Below are 17,367 nucleotides of genomic sequence, written 5' to 3' on the forward strand. Positions count from 1 at the left end.
GTCAACCGCCGGGTGAGCTCACCCGCCCGGGGTGACCAACCGGGCCTCGTACGCGAAGACCGCCGCCTGGGTGCGGTCGCGCAGGCCCAGCTTCACAAGCACGCGGCTGACGTGCGTCTTCACCGTGGATTCGGCGACGACGAGGTGCGCGGCGATCTCGGCGTTGGAGAGGCCCTGGGCGACGAGGACGAGGACCTCGGTTTCGCGTTCGGTGAGGTCGGCGACGCGGTCTTGGGCGGGGGGTCGGGGGGAGCCGAGGCGGGAGAATTCGGCGATGAGGCGTTTGGTGATGGCGGGGGCGAGGAGGGCGTCGCCGGCGGCGACGATGCGCACGCCGTCGGCGAGTTGTTGGGCGGAGGCGTCTTTGAGGAGGAAGCCGGAGGCTCCGGCGCGGAGGGCTTGGTAGACGTATTCGTCGAGGTCGAAGGTGGTGAGGACGAGGACCTTGGCGGAGGCGTCGGCGGCGATGATCTCGCGGGTGGCCTCAAGGCCGTTGAGCTCGGGCATGCGGATGTCCATGAGGACGACGTCGGGGCGGAGGGCGGCGACCTGGCTGATGGCGTGGCGGCCGTCGACGGCTTCGCCGATGACGTCGATGCCGGGCTGGGCGCCCAGGAGGACGGAGAAGCCCTCGCGGACCATCATCTGGTCGTCGACGATGAGGACGCGGATGGGCGGGGGCGTCATGCCTCACTCCCTACGGGGAGGAAGGCGACGACCTCGTAGCCGCCGTCGTCCGTGGGCTCGGTGGTGACCTCGCCGCCGAGCATCGTGGCGCGCTCGCGCATGCCGAGAAGGCCGTGGCCGGCGCCCGGAGAGGGTCGTACGGACCCGGTGGGAGGGCCGTTGACGATGCGGAGGCCGAGGCCGACGGGGACGTAGGAGATCTCGACGCGGGCGGGGGCGCCGGGGGCGTGGCGCAGCGCGTTGCTGAGGGCCTCCTGGATGATGCGGTAGGCGGAGAGCTCGACGCCCTGGGGAAGGGCGCGGACGGCGCCGGTGATGACCTTGTCGACGGTGAGTCCCGCGTCGCGGACGTTGGCCAGGAGGGAGTCGAGCGCGGCGAGCGTGGGCTGTGGCGCGTCGGGGGCCTCGTAGTCCTCGGCGCGTACGACACCGAGCACGCGGCGCAGTTCGGTGAGGGCGATGACCGCATTCTCGCGGATGACCGCGAAGCTGCGGGTGAGCTCCTCCGGCGGGTCGGTGACGCGGTACGGCGCGGCCTCCGCCTGGATGGCGATGACAGACATGTGGTGGGCGACGACGTCGTGCAGCTCCCGGGCGATGGTGGTGCGCTCCTCCAGCACGGTGCGGCGGGTCCGTTCGACCTCGGTGACGGCGGCCTGCTGCTTGGTCGTACGGGAGCTGCGGATCGCCCAGACGGTCAGGAGGACGAGCGCGGACAGGACGAACATCGCGCCGGCGTCAGACGCCCGCCAGCTGTCGTAGACGGTGAAGAGGGCGCCGATGAACGCGGTGATCACCCACATCCCGGCGGCTACGCGCGGCCTGGACCGCGTCGCCACCACCGTCATCACGGCGAGGTGCGAGATGAACCCGACGGCCGTCCAGGGCCACGGCAGGGAGTAGAAGGCGGCCAGGCCCATGAACAGGGTCACGGCGACCGAGAGCCACCAGGCGCCGATGGGACGCAGCAGCGTCATCGCGAGCGGGATCGCCGCGAAGAGCGCGGCGAACGCCGCCACCTGGTCCGAGCCCGCCTGCATCACGAAGCCGAAGGTCAGGAGGAAGAAGGCCAGCAGGCCGATGGCTATGTGCGGCAGCCGGCGGGCGTAGTCGCGGATCGCGTTGTCGGGGAGCAGGCGGATGAACGCGCTGTCGGCCGGGAGGAGCGGCAGGGGCCGGAGGGCGAAGGCATCCGTGATGAAGTCCTGCCGGAAGCCGTCCCAGAGCCCGCGGGCCAGGCGGAGTTCGGTCTGCGGGACGGTGGGGTGGCTGCTTGTCTCTTTCACGTTCCCCAAGGTAGAGAGCGCGGCGGTCGGCGTCGTCCGCTGCGGAGATGACGTTCCGGCGTCCCCCTCAAGTACTACCCGGGGGCGTCCGCGCGGCTACCAGGCGAGCTGGGCGATCTCCTCGGCCACGACGGCCGCCGCGTCCGCCGACGGGTCGATGAGCGCGAAGTGCCCGACGCCGTCGAGAAGCGTCAGCTGGATCTCCTGGCCCGCCTTGGCGGAGGCGGTCGCGTAGTCCTCCGCGACCTGCGGCGGGACGACGTTGTCAGTGGCACCCTGCACGATGGTGGTGGCGATACCGGTGGGGAGCAGCGCGGCGGGGTCGGCGTGGGGCTGCCGCGCCTCGAAGTGCTCCGGCTCCGGTCCGCCGAGGAACTGGACGACGGCGTCGCCGCACACGCCCAGCGCCCGCGCGGAGGTGAGGTCCGCGATGGGCGCGAGCGCGACGACGCCGCGCAACGGGGGAGGTGTCGAGCGGTGCCAGGGGGAAGCGGGCGGCAGTTCGTGACGGGCGGCGGCCCACAGCGCGAGGTGGCCGCCGGCGGAGTGCCCGGCGAGCACGGTGCGCCGGGGGTCGACGGTGTCCTCGCCGAGCGCGGCCAGGGCCAGTTCCGGCAGGGCATCGGTGGCGGCCGCCGCGTCGTCCAGGGTGTCGGGCCAGCGGCCGGCCCGGCCCTGCGGCTCGCCGCCGCGCCGGTATTCCACCGACGCGACCGCGAAGCCGTGCCGCCGGGCCAGGAAGGCCGCGAGCGGCGAGATGTGCTGACGGTCGTACGGCGCCCGCCACGCGCCGCCGTGGAAGAGCACGACGAGCGGGGCGGGCAGCCGGGGTTGGCGCCCGACGCCGCCGCCGACCGGCCGGAAGAAGTCGACCACCTGGTCCGGGTGTTCGCCGTACGCGGCCGTGGCGTCCGGCGGGACGGGCGCGTGCCCGAGGGCCGACTCCTCCTCGTTGAGCATGCCTTACGTGTTTCCTTCCAGAACGGATCCGAGTGTGCGCGCGGCGCGCAGCACATCGGCATAGCGCGTGTACAGCGGAGTGAAACCGAAGCGGAGGATATCCGGTGGCCGGAAGTCACCGACGACACCCCGCGCGATCAGCGCGCGCATCACCTCCTCCGCGCCCGCGCAGCGCAACGCGACCTGGCTGCCCCGGTGTTCGTGCGCGGCCGGCGTGGTCGACTCGACCAGTCCGGCCGGGACGTACGCCGCCACGCACTCCAGGAACAAGTCGGTCAGGGCGAGGCTCTTGGCCCGTACGGCCTCGATGCCGACCCCGTCCCACACGTCGAGGGCCGCGTCCAGCGCGAGGAGGGAGAGGATCTCCGGCGTGCCGACCCGGCCCCGGGCGCTGCCCTGTGCGGGCCGGTAGGCGGCCTCCATGGCGAAGGGGTCGCGGTGCGAGTTCCACCCCGGCAGCGGGGAGTCGAAGCGGGGCTGGAGTTCCCGGCGTACGTAGAGATACGCCGGGGCGCCGGGCCCGCCGTTGAGGTACTTGTAGGTGCAGCCGATGGCGAGATCGACCCCGTGCTCGTCCAGGCCGACCGGCAGCGCGCCCGCGCTGTGGCACAGGTCCCAGACGACGAGGGCGCCCGCGGCGTGCGCGGCGGCCGTGACGCCCGGCAGGTCGTGGAGCCGGCCGGTGCGGTAGTCGACGTGGTTGACCAGCGCGACGGCGGTGCGCGGGCCGGCCTCGGCAGCCATGTCAGAGGCGGCCACGGCACGGATCCTGCACCCGGTCATGCGGGCGGCGGACTCGGCTATGTAGCCGTCGGTCGGGAAGGTGGCGGCGTCGACCAGCACCTCGTCACGGCCCGCGCCCGCCATGCGTACGGCGGCGACGACCGCCTTGAAGACGTTCACGCTGGTCGAGTCGCCGGCCACGACCTGGCCGGGGGCGGCCCCGATCAGGGGGGCGATGCGGTCACCGACGCGCTCGGGGGCGGTCCACCAGCCGCTCTCGTCCCAGGAGCGGATGCGCAGGCTGCCCCACTCGCGGGCGATGACGTCCTGGAGGCGGGGGGCCACGGCGGACGGGAGTGCGCCCAGGGAGTTGCCGTCGAGGTAGACGGCGTCGTCCAGTTCGAAGCGGTCGCGGACTTTGGCGAGTTCGTCGGCGGCGTCGAGGCGCTCGGCCCGCTCGGTGAGCATCGCGGACTCAGGCAGGGATTCAGACATGGCTGCGCGCCGTCCAGAGCTCGGGGAAGACGTTCTTGGTCGCGCGCTTCTCCAGCCAGGCCACCCCGGCGGAGCCGCCGGTGCCGGACTTGGCGCCCATCGCGCGGCGGGTGGCGACCAGGTGGTCGTTGCGCCAGCGCCAGACCAGCTCGGCGACCTCGATCAGCGCCTCCCCGAGCCGGACCTCCTCGCGGTCCTGGTCGGCGGCCGCGTAGATCTCCTGCCAGACCCGCTCGACACCCGGGTCGGGGTCGTAGCGCTGCGACAGGTCCCGCTCCCGCACTGCGGCCGGCACCGCGTGGCCGCGCCGGGCGAGGAAGGCCAGTGCCTCGTCGTAGAGGCTGGGCTCCTGGAGCGCCTTCTCCAGCTCGGCGTGGACACGCGGGGCGCCCCGGTGCGGGACGAGCATCGACGCGGACTTCTCGCCGAGCAGGAATTCCAGCCGCCGGTACATCGCGGACTGGAAGCCGGAGCCCTCGCCGAGCGCGCTGCGGTAGGCGTTGAACTGGGCCGGGGTGAGGTGGGCGAGCGGCTTCCAGGACGCGTTCAGCGATTCGAGTTCGTACGTGCTGCGCTTGAGGGCCGCCATCGCGACCGGCAGGTCGTCGCGGCGCAGGGCCTGCGCGGCGGTCTGCCACTCGTGGACGATCACGGTGAACCACAGCTCCATGACCTGGGTGGTGACCAGGAAGACCATCTCACCGGGGTCGTCGGAGAGCGGGTGCTGGAGGTGGGTGAGGACGTCCGCCTGGACGTAGTCCTCGTACGGCGTGGTGCCCGCGAAATCGAGGTTCGGGGGTTGGTGGGGCTCGTGAGCCATCGGGTTCTCCGTCGAGATGAGCTACCGGGTAGCGGTCCGCTCCGCCGCCCGTCGGCTGCGCAGCTCCGGTCCCCTCGGGCCCGCGCGGTAGAACGCGTCGCCAGGGGCCCACCGCGAATCATGCGTGGCCCGCCGGGATACGGCAAGCCCGCCCGGCCGGGGTGCCGGGCGGGCCTGTGCGTAGTCGGTGCTCAGCCGAGCGTGTCGGCCGCCGTCTGGGACGAGTCGCGAAGGAAGCCGCTGCAGCGCTCGTACTCCTCCTGCTCGCCGATCGCCTGGGCGGCGCGGCCGAGGGCGTGCAGCGCGCGGAGGAAGCCGCGGTTGGGCTCGTGCTCCCACGGCACCGGGCCGTGGCCCTTCCAACCGCTGCGGCGCAGGGCGTCCAGGCCCCGGTGGTAGCCGGTGCGGGCGTAGGCGTACGACTCGACGACCCTGCCGCCCTCGAAGGCGTCGTCGGCGAGCTGGGCCCACGCCAGCGAGGACGCGGGGTACTTCGCGGCGACCTCGGCCGGCGCGGCGCCGGAGGCGAGCAGCTCGCGCGGCCCGGGGTCGTCGGGCAGGTGCGTCGGGGGTGGGCCCCCGAGGAGGTTCTCGTGAATGGACATGGGTTCCAGTATGGCCGGGGCCCGACCGCTCGTGGTGAGCTGCCGGGCCCCGGAGTGGCATTCCGCCGAGGGCGTTACTTCAGCTTCGTACCGGTGGAGCGCAGGTCGGCGCAGGCCTGGGTGACGCGGACGGCCATGCCGCCCTCCGCGGACTTGCCCCAGGTGCGCGGGTCGTAGACCTTCTTGCTGCCGACCTCGCCGTCGACCTTCAGCACACCGTCGTAGTTGCGGAACATGTGGTCGGCGACCGGCCGCGTGAAGGCGTACTGGGTGTCGGTGTCGAGGTTCATCTTGACGACGCCGTTCTCCAGCGCGGTCGCGATTTCCTCCTTGGTGGAGCCGGAGCCACCGTGGAAGACGAAGTAGAACGGGTCCTTCTTGCCGTACTTGGCGCCGACGCCGTCCTGCAGGTCGCGCAGCAGATCCGGGCGGAGCACGACATTGCCGGGCTTGTAGACGCCGTGGACGTTGCCGAAGGAGGCGGCCAGCAGGTAGCGGCCCTTCTCGCCCAGGCCGAGGGCCTCGGCGGTACGGACGGCGTCCTCGACGGTCGTGTAGAGGGAGTCGTTGATCTCGTGGGAGACGCCGTCCTCCTCGCCACCGGTCGGGGTGATCTCGACCTCGAGGATGATCTTCGCCTTGGCGGCCTCGGCGAGCAGCTCCTTGGCCAGCGCCAGGTTGTCGTCGAGGGTCTCCGCGGAGCCGTCCCACATGTGGGACTGGAACAGCGGGTTCAGGCCCTTTGCGACGCGCTCCTGCGAGATCGCGATCAGCGGCCGTACGTAGGCGTCGAGCTTGTCCTTCGGGCAGTGGTCGGTGTGCAGGGCGACCGTGACCGGGTACTTCTCGGCGACGATGTGGGCGAACTCGGCGAGCGCGCGGGCGCCGGTGACCATGTCCTTGTTGTACTGGCCGCCCAGGAATTCGGCGCCGCCGGTGGAGATCTGGACGATGCCGTCGCTCTCCGCCTCCGCGAAGCCGCGCAGGGCCGCGTGCAGGGTCTGGGTCGAGGTGACATTGATGGCCGGGTAGGCGAACTTGCCTGCCTTCGCCCGGTCGAGCATCTCGTTGTAGACCTCGGGGGTTGCGATGGGCATCTGTCCGCTCCTTGTGATGTGCGGGTGGTCGTGACCTGGGGTGACCCTGACCTGGGGTCGACGTCATCGTCGGGGCCATCCTCCCAGATGGCCGGTTTCACGTGAAACAGCCCGCGCGGGGTGGTTCGGCCCTGCTTCGAGTGTGCTCCGCGCGGGCGTCAGCCGAGGTCGAGATCGGCCAGACCGAAGACCTGGTAATACGGCAGCCCGGCCTGCTCGATCGCCGGGGCGGCCCCGCGCTCGACGATCACCGCGACACCGACGACCTCGGCCCCGGCCTCGCGCAGCGCCTCCACAGCGGCCAGCGGGGACCCGCCGGTGGTCGAGGTGTCGTCCACCGCCAGCACCCGGCGGCCCTTGACGTCGGGGCCCTCCACCTGGCGCTGCATGCCGTGCGCCTTGGCGGCCTTGCGTACGAAGAAGGCGTCGAGCTTGCGGCCGCGCGCGGCGGCGGCGTGCAGCATCGAGGTCGCCACCGGGTCGGCGCCGGCGGTCATGCCGCCGACGGCCTCGTAGTCGAGGTCGGCGGTGGCGTCCAGCATCAGCTGCCCGACCAGCGGGGCGGCGTCGCCGTCCAGGGTGATGCGGCGCAGATCGATGTAGTAATCGGATTCCAGGCCGGACGAGAGGGTCACCTTGCCGTGGACCACGGCCTTGTCCTTGATCTGCTGGAGCAGGGCTTCGCGGGCGTCAGTCATGGCTACGAGATTAACCGCAATCAGCCGCGGCTCAGCCGAGCGATTCCCAGGCCCACGTCGTGCTGACCTCGAGCGGATCGATGGGGGTGACCAGGCGCGGATGGGTGTTCAGGCCGTTCGGCGGGCCCGACTGTGGCTCGACGCAGACGGCCTCGGGCTGCTCGTCGTACACCACGACCCACTCGGCGGGGCTGGTGATGTGGAGCTTCAGCTCACCCGGCCAGGTGAGGGTCACATCGACGCCGTCCGGCATGCCGAAGCAGTCGTCCCACGGGCTCGGCTGGGGGTCGATACGGCGGCCGGTGGGGAGGTGGTCCTCGCCACGCTCTTCCTGCCAGGCGGGGGTGAAGGACGGCTGCGCGTCCTGACCGCCCCGGCCGAGGTTGCGCAGGAACCACGGGTGCCAGCCGGCCTGCGCCGGGAAGGAGTCGCCGTACGTCTCCACGCCGAGGGTGATGGTGAGGTCCGACTCGGTGAGCTCGAAGAGCTGGGTCACCCGGCCGGGGTAGGGCCAGGGCTCGGCGAGGTCGTAGTAGAAGCCAGCGGTGGTGTCGGTCGCCCCGGGCGCGGCGTGCCAGGCGGTGTTGCGGCCGGTGCCGTGGATGGCGTGCGGGCCGGCGTCCTGCGGCAGCCGGTGGACGGTGTCGCCGTTGCGGAATTGGCCGTTCCTGGTCCGGCCGCACCAGGGGACCATCGGGAAGGAGCCGTAGTGGCTGCCCTGTCGAAGCAGTTCGAAGCCGTCCACCGTGAACGAGCCGATACGGCAGCCGTTCTCCGGAACGATCGTCAGCGCGGCGCCCCCGGCGCGGAGTACATGAGTTTGGTCAGCCACGGAACAAACTCTAGAGCCTCCGGCGACGCAGCGCCCTGCCTACCACCACTGCGCCGGCGATCAGTACGGCCGCCGCCGGTGCCGCCCAGCGCAGCGTCGCCGTCGCCGATGCGGCCTCCGGCGGCGGTACGGGGGCGTAACGGCCGCGCGGCGGGGCGTGGTCGACCTCTTCGGCGCTGCGGCCGATCATGGTGCGGCGGGCGTGCGCCGCCTCGGCGGGAGGCTCGGGCGCGTCGTCGAAGGCCTCGAGCTCGGCCACGCTCTCCGGGACGGTGAGCCCTTCGGGGAGAGCGGCCTCGTTGTCCTCCGGCTCGGGCTCCGGGTCCAGATCCAGCTCCAGGTCCGGCGCCTGCACCGCATCCAGTTCCGGCAGGTCCCTGGTGACTTCGGTGACGAAACGGTCCAGCAGGCGGTGCCCCGCCGCGGTGACCACGGCCGGCTCGAACTCGCTGAGGCGGCCGTCCGCCTGCACGGTGCCGCTGAAGGTGAGCAGGGTGCCGCCTTCGGCCTGCTCCAGCCCGATCTCGATGGCCAGCTTGACGCTGCCGCCGCCTCGGGCCTCCATGCCCTCGCCCTCTGCCGTGAAGGTGCCGGCGTTTTCCGTCACTCGGAGCACACCGCGATACGTGATCGTCGAGCCGCCGATACGGAAGCGCAGCCGCCCGGTGATCCCCTCTGCTCCCACCTCCCGCTGCAGGCCCGGCACGGACCGGCTGACCCGCTCCAGGTCGGTCAGGGCCCGCCGAACGGTTTCGGCCGGAAACGGAACGAATACCTCGTGGTCCATGGCCCCGGAGCCTAATCCCCTCCGGCGCGGTTGTGGGTCTTTTCGCGCCGCCCCGCCACCATGCCGCAAACACCCCCCTCCACCGGCTCGCGCCGAACAACGAAACCCCAACGGGGGTCCAGGGGCGGCGCCCCTGGTTTCGGGAAGGGGCGGGGCGGGGGATCTCTCCGCCCGCTCAGCCCACGCGCGGGCGGATCAGGGTCGACGGGGGGAGCCCCCGGATGCGGGTGGCGGAGGCGGCGTCGGCGGCGGAGCGCAGGGCCGGGGGGAGGCTGGGCGCCGAGCGGGTCGCGGCGAGGATGATGCCCGAACGGCCGCCGCCGGGTGGGCCGTCGACGTAGGGCGTGGTGCGCAGGCCCGCCGCCCGGAGCGTGGCGTCGACCGTCCACAGGGTGTGCGGGGCCGCCGCGCCGGTGTGGACGGCGAGACGGCCACCGGGGGCGAGGGCGCGGGCGACGAGGCCGAAGAACTCCTGGGAATAGAGCTTGGCGCTGCGGGAGAGCCGGGGATCGGGCAGGTCCGCCAGGACCACGTCGTATGTGCCGGGCCGGCCGTGCCGGAGCCAGTCGAAGGGGTCGGCCGGCACCGCGCGGACGCGGGGGTCGTGTAAGGAGTGACGGTTCAGCACCATGAGCCCCGGGTCCGTACGGGCGAGGCGGATCAGCTCGGCGTCCGGGTCGACGACGGTGGCCGACCGCACACCGCGAAAGCGCAGCACCTCCCGCAGGGCGAGCCCGTCGCCCCCCGCGATGACCAGGACGCGGCGCCGGGGCCCGGGCCCGGCCATGGCGGGGCGGACGAAGGCCGCCTGGTAGCCGTGGCGGGGGTGGCCGTCGAGGTAGAGCCGGCGCGGGGCGCGGGTGAGGATGACCTCCTGGACGGCGGTCTGCTCGGCGAGCCGTACGTCACCGCCGTACAGCGCGTGGCGGGCTGCCCGTTCGAAGGGGCCGGAGGCCAGCGCGGCGGCAGCCAGCAGGGTGAGGACGGCGAGGTTGACGAGCAGGACCCGGATCCGGGCGCGCCGGCTGAGGTCGCTGCGGAAGAGCCAGAGGACGATGACGCCGCCGGCCACCGCGTTGACCGCGCCGGTGACGAGGGAGCCGGTGAGCTGGCCGAGGAAGGGCAGCAGGAGGAAGGGAAAGGCGAGTCCGCCGGCCAGGGCGCCCACGTAGTCGGCGGCGAAGAGGTCGGCGACGGCGCCGCCCGCGTCTTGGCGGCGGATGCGCTGGATGAGGGTCATCAACAGCGGGACCTCGGCGCCGATGAGCACGCCGATCGCGAAGGCGAAGACGACCATCGCGGGCCGGGACTGGCCGAGCCAGGCGAAGCCCGCGTACAGGGCCATGACGGAGAGTCCGCCGACCAGCGCCAGCGCCGCCTCGATGACGGCGAAGCCGGCCGCCGCGACCAGGCGGAGCCGTTTGGCGAGCAGAGAGCCGACGCCCATGGCGAAGACCATGACGGACAGCACCACGGACGCCTGGGTGACGGAGTCGCCGACCAAGTACGAAGCGAGGGCGACCAGTTCGAGTTCGTAGACCAGTCCGCACGCCGCGCAGACGAACACCGCCGTCAGCACCAGCGCGCGGGCCGGCCCGGCGGCGACGGGAAGTCGGAGCCGACAAGCCGGTCGGGCCGAGCGAAGGGGCGACTGGTCGATCATGGCTGAACGGTATGTCAGGTTTGCGGCGTGACTCGTCACCCACAAGGGTGGGATGTGCGTATTCCGGGGGCGGATTGGGGGCTGGTTATGGGAGTGCGCTGAGCCGCGAGCGGGTGGCCACGAGCCGGTTTTCCTGTGGATAGGCGTGCCAGGTCCGCCAATGGACGCTGTCGTTGCCGTATTGGACGAGCATCGCCGTGAAGGCGTGCGGGTCACCCGGAAACGTCCCCGCCAGGCCGTTGGGATGGTCGGCCACCAGGGCGAGCAGTTCCTGGGCGCGTCCGGCGAAGGACCCCCGGGACAGGGTCTCGATACGGGCGGCGAATTCGTAGTCCCAGCCCGCCACCCGCTTGGCGACTCCGAGAGGGAGCGGATCGGTACTGCCTTTCATACAGGCCACGGTCTCCGAGCAACGGCCTCGCGGTGACTCGAGAATCACCTGATGGGAGGCGCCGAGCAGCCGCATCTGAACCTGTACGCCAGGGCCGGCGCCGTCGGCGCCCAGGCGCCGGTCGAGCACGGCGAGCGCGGGCAGCGCGTCCTTGCCCAGACACCAGGCCAGGTCTCCGGCGCGGGTGTCGGTGTAGGCGGTCTGCAGGGTGGTGAGCATGGGTCGGCTCCGCAAGCACATCGCAGGCACGCGATGGAGTAAGGGATTGTGGTGAGGTGAGGTGGTGGGCCGACCCGCGTCTGTGGGGGGATCATCTGATACATGGTCCGTCGGCTCGCGCCCACGTCGGGTCGGGGGTCGGTGAATACGCAATCATGAATGCCCGGTGCCCTCAGCTGTTTTACCCATCTCCGGCCGCTTTACATCCCCAAGGGCGCGCAATGGCTCAGATGTTCTGAGTTATGACACCCGGCGGGTGAGTGGAACCCGCCGGGCGCATATGCGAATAGGCATGGGCTGTCCGCAATTTCACGCGGCCGTTGAGACCGCACCCGCCTCAGCTGCCTCCGCAACCTCCGCCGCCTCCGCCGCCTCCGCCGCCTCCGCAGGACGACCCCCCGCCGCACGAGGATCCGCCCCCGCACGACGAGTGCCCTCCCCCGCAGGAGTGACCGCCACCCCCGTGGTGACCGCCACCCCCGTGGTGACCGCCACCCCCGTGGTGACCGCCACCCCCGTGGTGACCGCTGCTTCCGCCGTCCGACGAGCCGGCACCCGCTGCCCACCAGCTCGCGCTCGCCCCGCTGTCGGTGTAGCGGCTCGACGTGCCCCGCCCGCTCCGGTGCCGCGGCCGCCGGTTGGTCGCGATCATCCCCGCGACGAACAGCACCCCAAGAATGATCAGGAATATGGTCATCTCTGAGGCCCCCCTTTCTTTGCCCCTGTCCTACGTGTCCTACGTGGCACGGTCATGCCCGCGGTCTCATCGGGCCAAAGCAGAGTTGAGGAAGTCCAGAGGTTCGGCTGCCGGCGCCGCGCTGAGCGGGACATCGTTTAGTGTCAAAACGTCGCGGGGGACGTGTGTCGTATGCGTAGGGAGCTGGCGTCATGGGAGCAAGGCCGTATCTGAACCGGAGCCTCGCCGGATTCGGGACGACGATCTTCGCGGAGATGTCCGCGCTGGCCCTGAAAACCGGCTCCATCAACCTCGGCCAGGGCTTCCCCGACACCGACGGCCCCGAGGAGATCCGCGAGGCCGCCGTGCGCGCCCTCCGGGACGGGCGGGGCAACCAGTACCCGCCGGGCCCGGGCGTGCCCGAACTGCGCGGCGCCGTCGCCGACCACCAGCAGCGGCGGTACGGGCTCGGATACGACCCGGATACGGAGGTCCTGGTCACCGCGGGCGCGACAGAGGCGATCGCGGCGGCGCTGCTGGCGCTGCTGGAGCCCGGCGACGAGGTGGTCGCGCTGGAGCCGTACTACGACTCGTACGCCGCGTGCATCGCCATGGCGGGCAGCGTACGCGTCCCGGTCACCCTGCGGCCGGACGGCGAGACGTTCGGGCTGGACCTGGACGAGCTGCGGGCGGCGGTGACAGAGCGGACGCGGCTGATCCTGCTCAACACGCCGCACAATCCGACGGGCACGGTGCTGAGCCGGGCCGAGCTGGCCGCCGTGGCGGAGCTGGCGGTCGAGCGGGACCTGCTCGTGGTGACCGACGAGGTCTACGAGCACCTGGTCTTCGAGGGCGAGCACCTCCCCCTCGCCGGCTTCCCCGGGATGCGCGAGCGCACGGTCACCATCGGCTCGGCCGGGAAGACCTTCTCCTTCACGGGCTGGAAGGTGGGGTGGGTGACTGCCGCGCCCGAGCTGGTCAGCGCGGTGCGGGCGGCGAAGCAGTTCCTGACCTATGTGGCCTCAGGGCCCTTCCAGTACGCCGTGGCCGAGGCTCTGCGGCTGCCGGATGCGTACTTCGCGGGCTTCCAGGCGGACCTGAAGGCCAAGCGGGACCTGCTGAGCGCGGGCCTCGCGGACGCCGGCTTCCGGGTCTTCCGGCCGGCGGGGACGTACTTCGTGACCACCGACATCCGCCCGCTCGGCGAGTCGGACGGCTTCGCCTTCTGCCGCGCGCTGCCGGAGCGGGTCGGTGTCGTCGCCATTCCCAACGCGGTCTTCTACGACCACAAGGAGGCGGGCGCGCCTTACGTACGCTTCGCCTTCTGCAAGCGCGACGAAGTGCTGACGGATGCGGTGGCCCGCCTCAAGGCACTGCGGGCCGGATAAGGCGGGACAGCGAGAAGCCCGGCCCCGGGCGGTCGGGATGATCGCCGCCAGGGGCCGGTGCGTCAGTTCTCGTCGTTGCCTTCGTCCTGCTGAGGGGACTCCACGTCCTTCTCCAGGCCGAGCGTGTCGACGACCCACTTGTCGAACTCGATCGAGGCCCGCACCCAGCTCACCGTGCTGGAGACGAAGTGCTCCAGGCCGACGCCGAGCCCGATCAGCATCTGGGCCTCGCCGATCAGCCGTACCGAGCCGTCGTCGTTGGTGTGGGTGTAGACCTTCGGCCACAGGGTGCGGCGGTTCCAGTCGTCGATGACCTCGTGCAGCTGCGGCTTGTCGTCGACGGTGTACGGGCGGTCGTAGAAGGTGCGGACCGCGAAGATCTGCTGGTCCTCCTCACCGCGGAACATGAAGTACGCGCGGAACTCCTCCCACGGCGCCGCGAGGTCTCCCTCGTCGTCGACGACGTACTTGAGCTCCATCTGCTCCAGCAGCTGCTTGACCAGGTCCTGGTCGGGGATGACCACGTTTCCGGCAGTCTCGGACGGATCGGGGTCCGGCTGGCCCCCGAAATTCGGAATCGAGGACGGGTCGATGCTCACCGTTGAGGTTCCCTTCGTACGGATTACCCGCCATCCTCCCCCATCCGGGGACGCAGCGTCACAGTGACTTCGCCGTGCCGACGATCAGCCGGTCGCCGGCTCGGTCGACGCGCACGGTGTCACCGTCACGCACCTCGCCGGAGAGGATCTCGCGGGCGAGCTGGTCGCCGATGGCGGTCTGGACGAGGCGACGCAGCGGCCGGGCGCCGTACGCGGGGTCATTGCCCTCGTCGGCGAGCCAGTCCAAGGCCTCGTCCGTGACTTCCAGGGTAAGACGACGGTCGCGCAGTCGGGCGGCGAGCCGGTCGGTCTGCAGCCGCGCGATGTGGCGCAGCTCGTCCTTGGCGAGCGCGGAGAAGACCACGATGTCGTCGAGCCGGTTCAGGAACTCCGGCTTGAAGGACAGCCGGACCGTCTCCAGGACGCTCTCCTTCTTCTCGGCCGCGCTGAGCGTCGGGTCCACCAGGTAGTGACTGCCGAGGTTGGAGGTGAGGATGAGGATGACGTTACGGAAGTCAACGGTCCGGCCCTGGCCGTCCGTCAGCCGCCCGTCGTCCAGCACCTGCAACAGGACGTCGAACACCTCCGGGTGCGCCTTCTCGACCTCGTCGAGCAGCACCACGCTGTACGGGCGCCTGCGCACCGCCTCGGTGAGCTGGCCGCCCTCCTCGTAGCCGACGTAGCCGGGCGGGGCGCCGACCAGGCGGGCGACGGAGTGCTTCTCGCCGTACTCGCTCATGTCGATGCGGACCATGGCCCGCTCGTTGTCGAAGAGGAAGTCGGCGAGGGCCTTGGCCAGTTCGGTCTTGCCGACGCCCGTCGGGCCGAGGAAGAGGAAGGAGCCGGTGGGGCGGTCGGGGTCGGCGATGCCGGACCGGGAGCGGCGTACGGCGTCGGAGACGGACCGTACGGCCTGGGTCTGGCCGATCAGCCGCCTGCCCAGTTCTTCCTCCATACGGAGGAGTTTCTCGGTCTCGCCCTCCAGAAGGCGCCCGGCGGGAATGCCCGTCCAGGCCGCGACGACTCCGGCGATGTCGTCGGGGCCGACCTCCTCGCCGACCATGCCCTCCAGCTCCTGCTGGGCGGCGATCGCCTCCTCCAACTCCTTCTCGGCGGCCGGGATCAGCTCGGTGCGGATCTTGCCGGGGGTGACCCAGTCGCCAGTCTCGGGGGCCTTGAGCTCGGCGAGTTCGCGTTCGGTCTCCAGCTCGTCGAGCCGCTTCTTCAGCTCGCCGACCCGGGTGTGGATGGCCTTCTCCTTCTGCCAGCGCGCGGTGAGCCCGCGCAGCTGCTCCTCGCGTTCGGCGCGGTCCCTCCGCAGCCGCTCCAGACGCTCTCGGGCGTCGTCGGACAGCTCCTGCTCGGGGTCGCGCTTCTTGAACAGGCCCCGCTCCTTGTCGGCCGAGGCGCTGGCCAGCAGCGACTCCTCCTCCATCCGCAGCCGGTCGACGGCGCGCTGCAGCTCGTCGATCTCGACGGGCGAGGAGTCCATCTCCATCTGGAGCCTCGACGCGGCCTCGTCGACCAGGTCGATGGCCTTGTCAGGCAGGAAGCGTGAGGTGATGTAGCGGTCGGAGAGCTGGGCGGCGGCGATCAGCGCCGAGTCGGCGATCTGTACGCCGTGATGCGCCTCGTACCGGCCCTTGAGGCCGCGCAGGATGGCGACCGTGTCCTGGACCGACGGCTCGGCCACCAGCACCTGCTGGAAGCGCCGCTCCAGAGCCGGGTCCTTCTCGATCCGCTCGCGGTACTCGTCGAGGGTGGTCGCGCCGACCATGCGCAGCTCGCCGCGCGCCAGCATCGGCTTGAGCATGTTGCCCGCGTCCATGGCGGAGTCGCCGCCGGCGCCCGCGCCGACGACCGTGTGCAGCTCGTCGATGAAGGTGATGACCCGGCCGTCGCTGGCCTTGATCTCGGCGAGTACGGCCTTCAGCCGCTCCTCGAACTCACCGCGGTACTTCGCCCCGGCCACCATCGCGCCCAGGTCCAGCGCCACCAGCCGCTTGCCGCGCAGCGACCCGGGCACGTCGCCCTTGACGATGCGCTGGGCGAGGCCTTCGACGACGGCGGTCTTGCCGACGCCCGGCTCGCCGATCAGCACGGGGTTGTTCTTGGTGCGGCGGCTCAGCACCTGCACCACGCGCCGGATCTCGTTGTCCCGGCCGATCACCGGGTCGAGCTTGCCCTCGCGGGCGGCGGCGGTGAAATCGGTGCCGTACTTCTCCAGCGCCTTGTAGGTCCCCTCGGGGTCCTGACTGGTCACGCGCTGCCCTCCCCGGGTGGTCTCGAACGCGTCCAGCAGCTTCTTGCCGGTCGCACCGTACTGCGTCAGCAACTCACAGGCCGGGCCGCCCTTCACGGCGATCCCGATCAGCAGGTGCTCGGTGGAGATGTACGCGTCCCCGAGCTCCTTCGCCCGGGTCGTCGCGTCGGCCACCACCGCCAGCAGATCGCGGTTCGCGCCGGGCGGTGCCACGGTCGAGCCCTGCACGCTGGGCTGGGCCTCGACCAGCTTCTCCGCGCCCTGGCGTACGGTGCCGGGCTCGGCGCCCGAGCTGGTCAGCAGGTCGAGGATGTTCTCGTTCTCCGGCTGCTCCAACAGAGCGAGCAGCAAATGTGCAGGCGTCAGGTCAGGATGGCCGCCGGACACCGCCCTCGCGTTGGCGGCGTTCAGCGCTTCCCGGCTCTTGATGGTCAGCTCGGCATCCACGTCTGCGTAGCCCTCCTCCTCGGTCGGCGGTCAAAACCTGCTCTATGCAACCTGAGACAAGTTGAGTCTATTCCACTCAAGGTTGCTACCGCCAGTGTGTGCGCACCGGGCCCATGGGCTGACAATCCCGACCTTCTGGCACCCTTCACCCCATGACGATCAACCCGCGCGACCCCGGCCCCGACTACCTCGCCTTCTGGCGTGAGCACCACCTCTGCACCCTCACCACGCACCGCCCCGACGGCTCCCCGCACGTCGTCCCGGTGGGCGTGACGTACGACCCCGGGGCCGGGGTCGCGCGCATCATCACCAACAAGGCGAGCCGCAAGGTCGCCAACATCCTCGCGGCGCGGCCCGAGGCCGCCCGGGTGGCCGTCTGCCAGATCGACCGCGCCCGCTGGGCCACCCTCGAAGGCACCGCCACCGTCAACACGGACCCGGCCGCGATCGCCGACGCCGTACGCCGCTACGCGGAACGCTACGGCCGCACCCCCGGCGAGAACCCGAACCGGGTCGTGATCGAGATCGCCCTCACCCGGGCGTTGGGCCGGGCGTAAGACGCCTCAGCCTCCGGGCCCACGCGCCGCAGCTTTACCCTGCCTTTGCCTGCCGCCGGCCCGCCTGTCAAAACCCCACCTCAGGGAGGGGATCTTTGACCATGTCCATACAGATGCGCGTAGCAGCAACCGCCCGTGCGGCCGGGCTCGCGCTCGCCGTCCCCCGACCGTCGA

General features: G+C 71.4%; 16 protein-coding genes. 2 read left to right on the forward strand and 14 right to left on the reverse strand.

Annotated elements, in window-relative coordinates; all coding sequences use genetic code 11:
• Positions 1-18: 18 nt before the first annotated feature.
• From EFK10_RS19465 to EFK10_RS19520, 12 genes are all read right to left on the reverse strand, one after another.
• Complete coding sequence (locus tag EFK10_RS19465; RefSeq protein WP_127356956.1) at positions 19-687, reverse strand: response regulator; 669 nt, start codon at positions 685-687, stop codon at positions 19-21.
• On the reverse strand, positions 684-1,973 hold the full coding sequence (locus tag EFK10_RS19470; RefSeq protein ID WP_240677322.1) for a sensor histidine kinase: 1,290 nt from the start codon (positions 1,971-1,973) through the stop codon (positions 684-686). The genes EFK10_RS19465 and EFK10_RS19470 overlap by 4 nt, the downstream gene beginning before the upstream one ends.
• Positions 1,974-2,069: 96 nt before the next feature.
• Positions 2,070-2,933 (reverse strand): alpha/beta hydrolase family protein, encoded by an 864-nt coding sequence (locus EFK10_RS19475; RefSeq protein ID WP_127356958.1) that lies wholly within the window; start codon positions 2,931-2,933, stop codon positions 2,070-2,072.
• A 3-nt stretch (positions 2,934-2,936) separates the two neighbouring features.
• Positions 2,937-4,151 (reverse strand): kynureninase, encoded by a 1,215-nt coding sequence (gene kynU, locus EFK10_RS19480; RefSeq protein WP_127356959.1) that lies wholly within the window; start codon positions 4,149-4,151, stop codon positions 2,937-2,939.
• The gene (locus EFK10_RS19485; RefSeq protein WP_127356960.1) at positions 4,144-4,971 is read right to left on the reverse strand and encodes a tryptophan 2,3-dioxygenase family protein; all 828 of its coding nucleotides are present in this window, start codon (positions 4,969-4,971) and stop codon (positions 4,144-4,146) included. The genes kynU and EFK10_RS19485 overlap by 8 nt, the downstream gene beginning before the upstream one ends.
• 191 nt (positions 4,972-5,162) lie before the next feature.
• Positions 5,163-5,576: a DUF3151 domain-containing protein gene (locus EFK10_RS19490; protein WP_127356961.1), complete on the reverse strand. Its 414-nt coding sequence runs from the start codon at positions 5,574-5,576 to the stop codon at positions 5,163-5,165.
• Between the two features lie 74 nt (positions 5,577-5,650).
• Positions 5,651-6,673: a class II fructose-bisphosphate aldolase gene (gene fbaA / locus EFK10_RS19495; protein ID WP_127356962.1), complete on the reverse strand. Its 1,023-nt coding sequence runs from the start codon at positions 6,671-6,673 to the stop codon at positions 5,651-5,653.
• 158 nt (positions 6,674-6,831) lie between these two features.
• The gene (pyrE, locus tag EFK10_RS19500; RefSeq protein WP_127356963.1) at positions 6,832-7,371 is read right to left on the reverse strand and encodes an orotate phosphoribosyltransferase; all 540 of its coding nucleotides are present in this window, start codon (positions 7,369-7,371) and stop codon (positions 6,832-6,834) included.
• Between the two features lie 31 nt (positions 7,372-7,402).
• Positions 7,403-8,203 (reverse strand): aldose epimerase family protein, encoded by an 801-nt coding sequence (locus tag EFK10_RS19505; RefSeq protein WP_127356964.1) that lies wholly within the window; start codon positions 8,201-8,203, stop codon positions 7,403-7,405.
• Between the two features lie 10 nt (positions 8,204-8,213).
• The gene (locus tag EFK10_RS19510; protein ID WP_127356965.1) at positions 8,214-8,990 is read right to left on the reverse strand and encodes a CoxG family protein; all 777 of its coding nucleotides are present in this window, start codon (positions 8,988-8,990) and stop codon (positions 8,214-8,216) included.
• Positions 8,991-9,165: 175 nt separating this feature from the next.
• Complete coding sequence (locus EFK10_RS19515) at positions 9,166-10,653, reverse strand: polyamine aminopropyltransferase (RefSeq protein ID WP_127356966.1); 1,488 nt, start codon at positions 10,651-10,653, stop codon at positions 9,166-9,168.
• Between the two features lie 85 nt (positions 10,654-10,738).
• Positions 10,739-11,263, reverse strand: coding sequence for a DUF2617 family protein (locus EFK10_RS19520; RefSeq protein ID WP_127356967.1), 525 nt, complete (start codon positions 11,261-11,263; stop codon positions 10,739-10,741).
• Between the two features lie 888 nt (positions 11,264-12,151).
• On the opposite strand from EFK10_RS19520, the gene EFK10_RS19530 reads away from it, so the two are divergent.
• On the forward strand, positions 12,152-13,327 hold the full coding sequence (locus EFK10_RS19530; protein ID WP_127356968.1) for a pyridoxal phosphate-dependent aminotransferase: 1,176 nt from the start codon (positions 12,152-12,154) through the stop codon (positions 13,325-13,327).
• 62 nt (positions 13,328-13,389) lie between these two features.
• Here EFK10_RS19530 and EFK10_RS19535 read toward each other — a convergent pair whose 3' ends face one another.
• The gene (locus EFK10_RS19535) at positions 13,390-13,926 is read right to left on the reverse strand and encodes a YbjN domain-containing protein (protein WP_127356969.1); all 537 of its coding nucleotides are present in this window, start codon (positions 13,924-13,926) and stop codon (positions 13,390-13,392) included.
• A 58-nt stretch (positions 13,927-13,984) separates the two neighbouring features.
• Positions 13,985-16,636, reverse strand: coding sequence for an ATP-dependent Clp protease ATP-binding subunit (locus EFK10_RS19540; RefSeq protein WP_127356970.1), 2,652 nt, complete (start codon positions 16,634-16,636; stop codon positions 13,985-13,987).
• Between the two features lie 152 nt (positions 16,637-16,788).
• Here EFK10_RS19540 and EFK10_RS19545 point away from each other — a divergent pair, with 152 nt between their 5' ends.
• Positions 16,789-17,193: a pyridoxamine 5'-phosphate oxidase family protein gene (locus tag EFK10_RS19545; RefSeq protein WP_127356971.1), complete on the forward strand. Its 405-nt coding sequence runs from the start codon at positions 16,789-16,791 to the stop codon at positions 17,191-17,193.
• Positions 17,194-17,367: the final 174 nt, after the last annotated feature.

The organism is Streptomyces soli, assembly GCF_003999195.1.
Lineage (GTDB): Bacteria > Actinomycetota > Actinomycetes > Streptomycetales > Streptomycetaceae > Actinacidiphila > Actinacidiphila soli.

Bases quoted from the DNA above. Each gene is read 5' to 3' on its own strand.
- EFK10_RS19530 (WP_127356968.1), top strand. From the start codon at position 12,152: ATGGGAGCAAGGCCGTATCTGAACCGGAGCCTCGCCGGATTCGGGACG.
- EFK10_RS19545 (WP_127356971.1), top strand. From the start codon at position 16,789: ATGACGATCAACCCGCGCGACCCCGGCCCCGACTACCTCGCCTTCTGG.
- kynU (WP_127356959.1), bottom strand. From the start codon at position 4,151: ATGTCTGAATCCCTGCCTGAGTCCGCGATGCTCACCGAGCGGGCCGAG.
- EFK10_RS19515 (WP_127356966.1), bottom strand. From the start codon at position 10,653: ATGATCGACCAGTCGCCCCTTCGCTCGGCCCGACCGGCTTGTCGGCTC.
- EFK10_RS19485 (WP_127356960.1), bottom strand. From the start codon at position 4,971: ATGGCTCACGAGCCCCACCAACCCCCGAACCTCGATTTCGCGGGCACC.
- fbaA (WP_127356962.1), bottom strand. From the start codon at position 6,673: ATGCCCATCGCAACCCCCGAGGTCTACAACGAGATGCTCGACCGGGCG.
- EFK10_RS19520 (WP_127356967.1), bottom strand. From the start codon at position 11,263: ATGCTCACCACCCTGCAGACCGCCTACACCGACACCCGCGCCGGAGAC.
- EFK10_RS19475 (WP_127356958.1), bottom strand. From the start codon at position 2,933: ATGCTCAACGAGGAGGAGTCGGCCCTCGGGCACGCGCCCGTCCCGCCG.
- EFK10_RS19510 (WP_127356965.1), bottom strand. From the start codon at position 8,990: ATGGACCACGAGGTATTCGTTCCGTTTCCGGCCGAAACCGTTCGGCGG.
- EFK10_RS19465 (WP_127356956.1), bottom strand. From the start codon at position 687: ATGACGCCCCCGCCCATCCGCGTCCTCATCGTCGACGACCAGATGATG.
- pyrE (WP_127356963.1), bottom strand. From the start codon at position 7,371: ATGACTGACGCCCGCGAAGCCCTGCTCCAGCAGATCAAGGACAAGGCC.
- EFK10_RS19490 (WP_127356961.1), bottom strand. From the start codon at position 5,576: ATGTCCATTCACGAGAACCTCCTCGGGGGCCCACCCCCGACGCACCTG.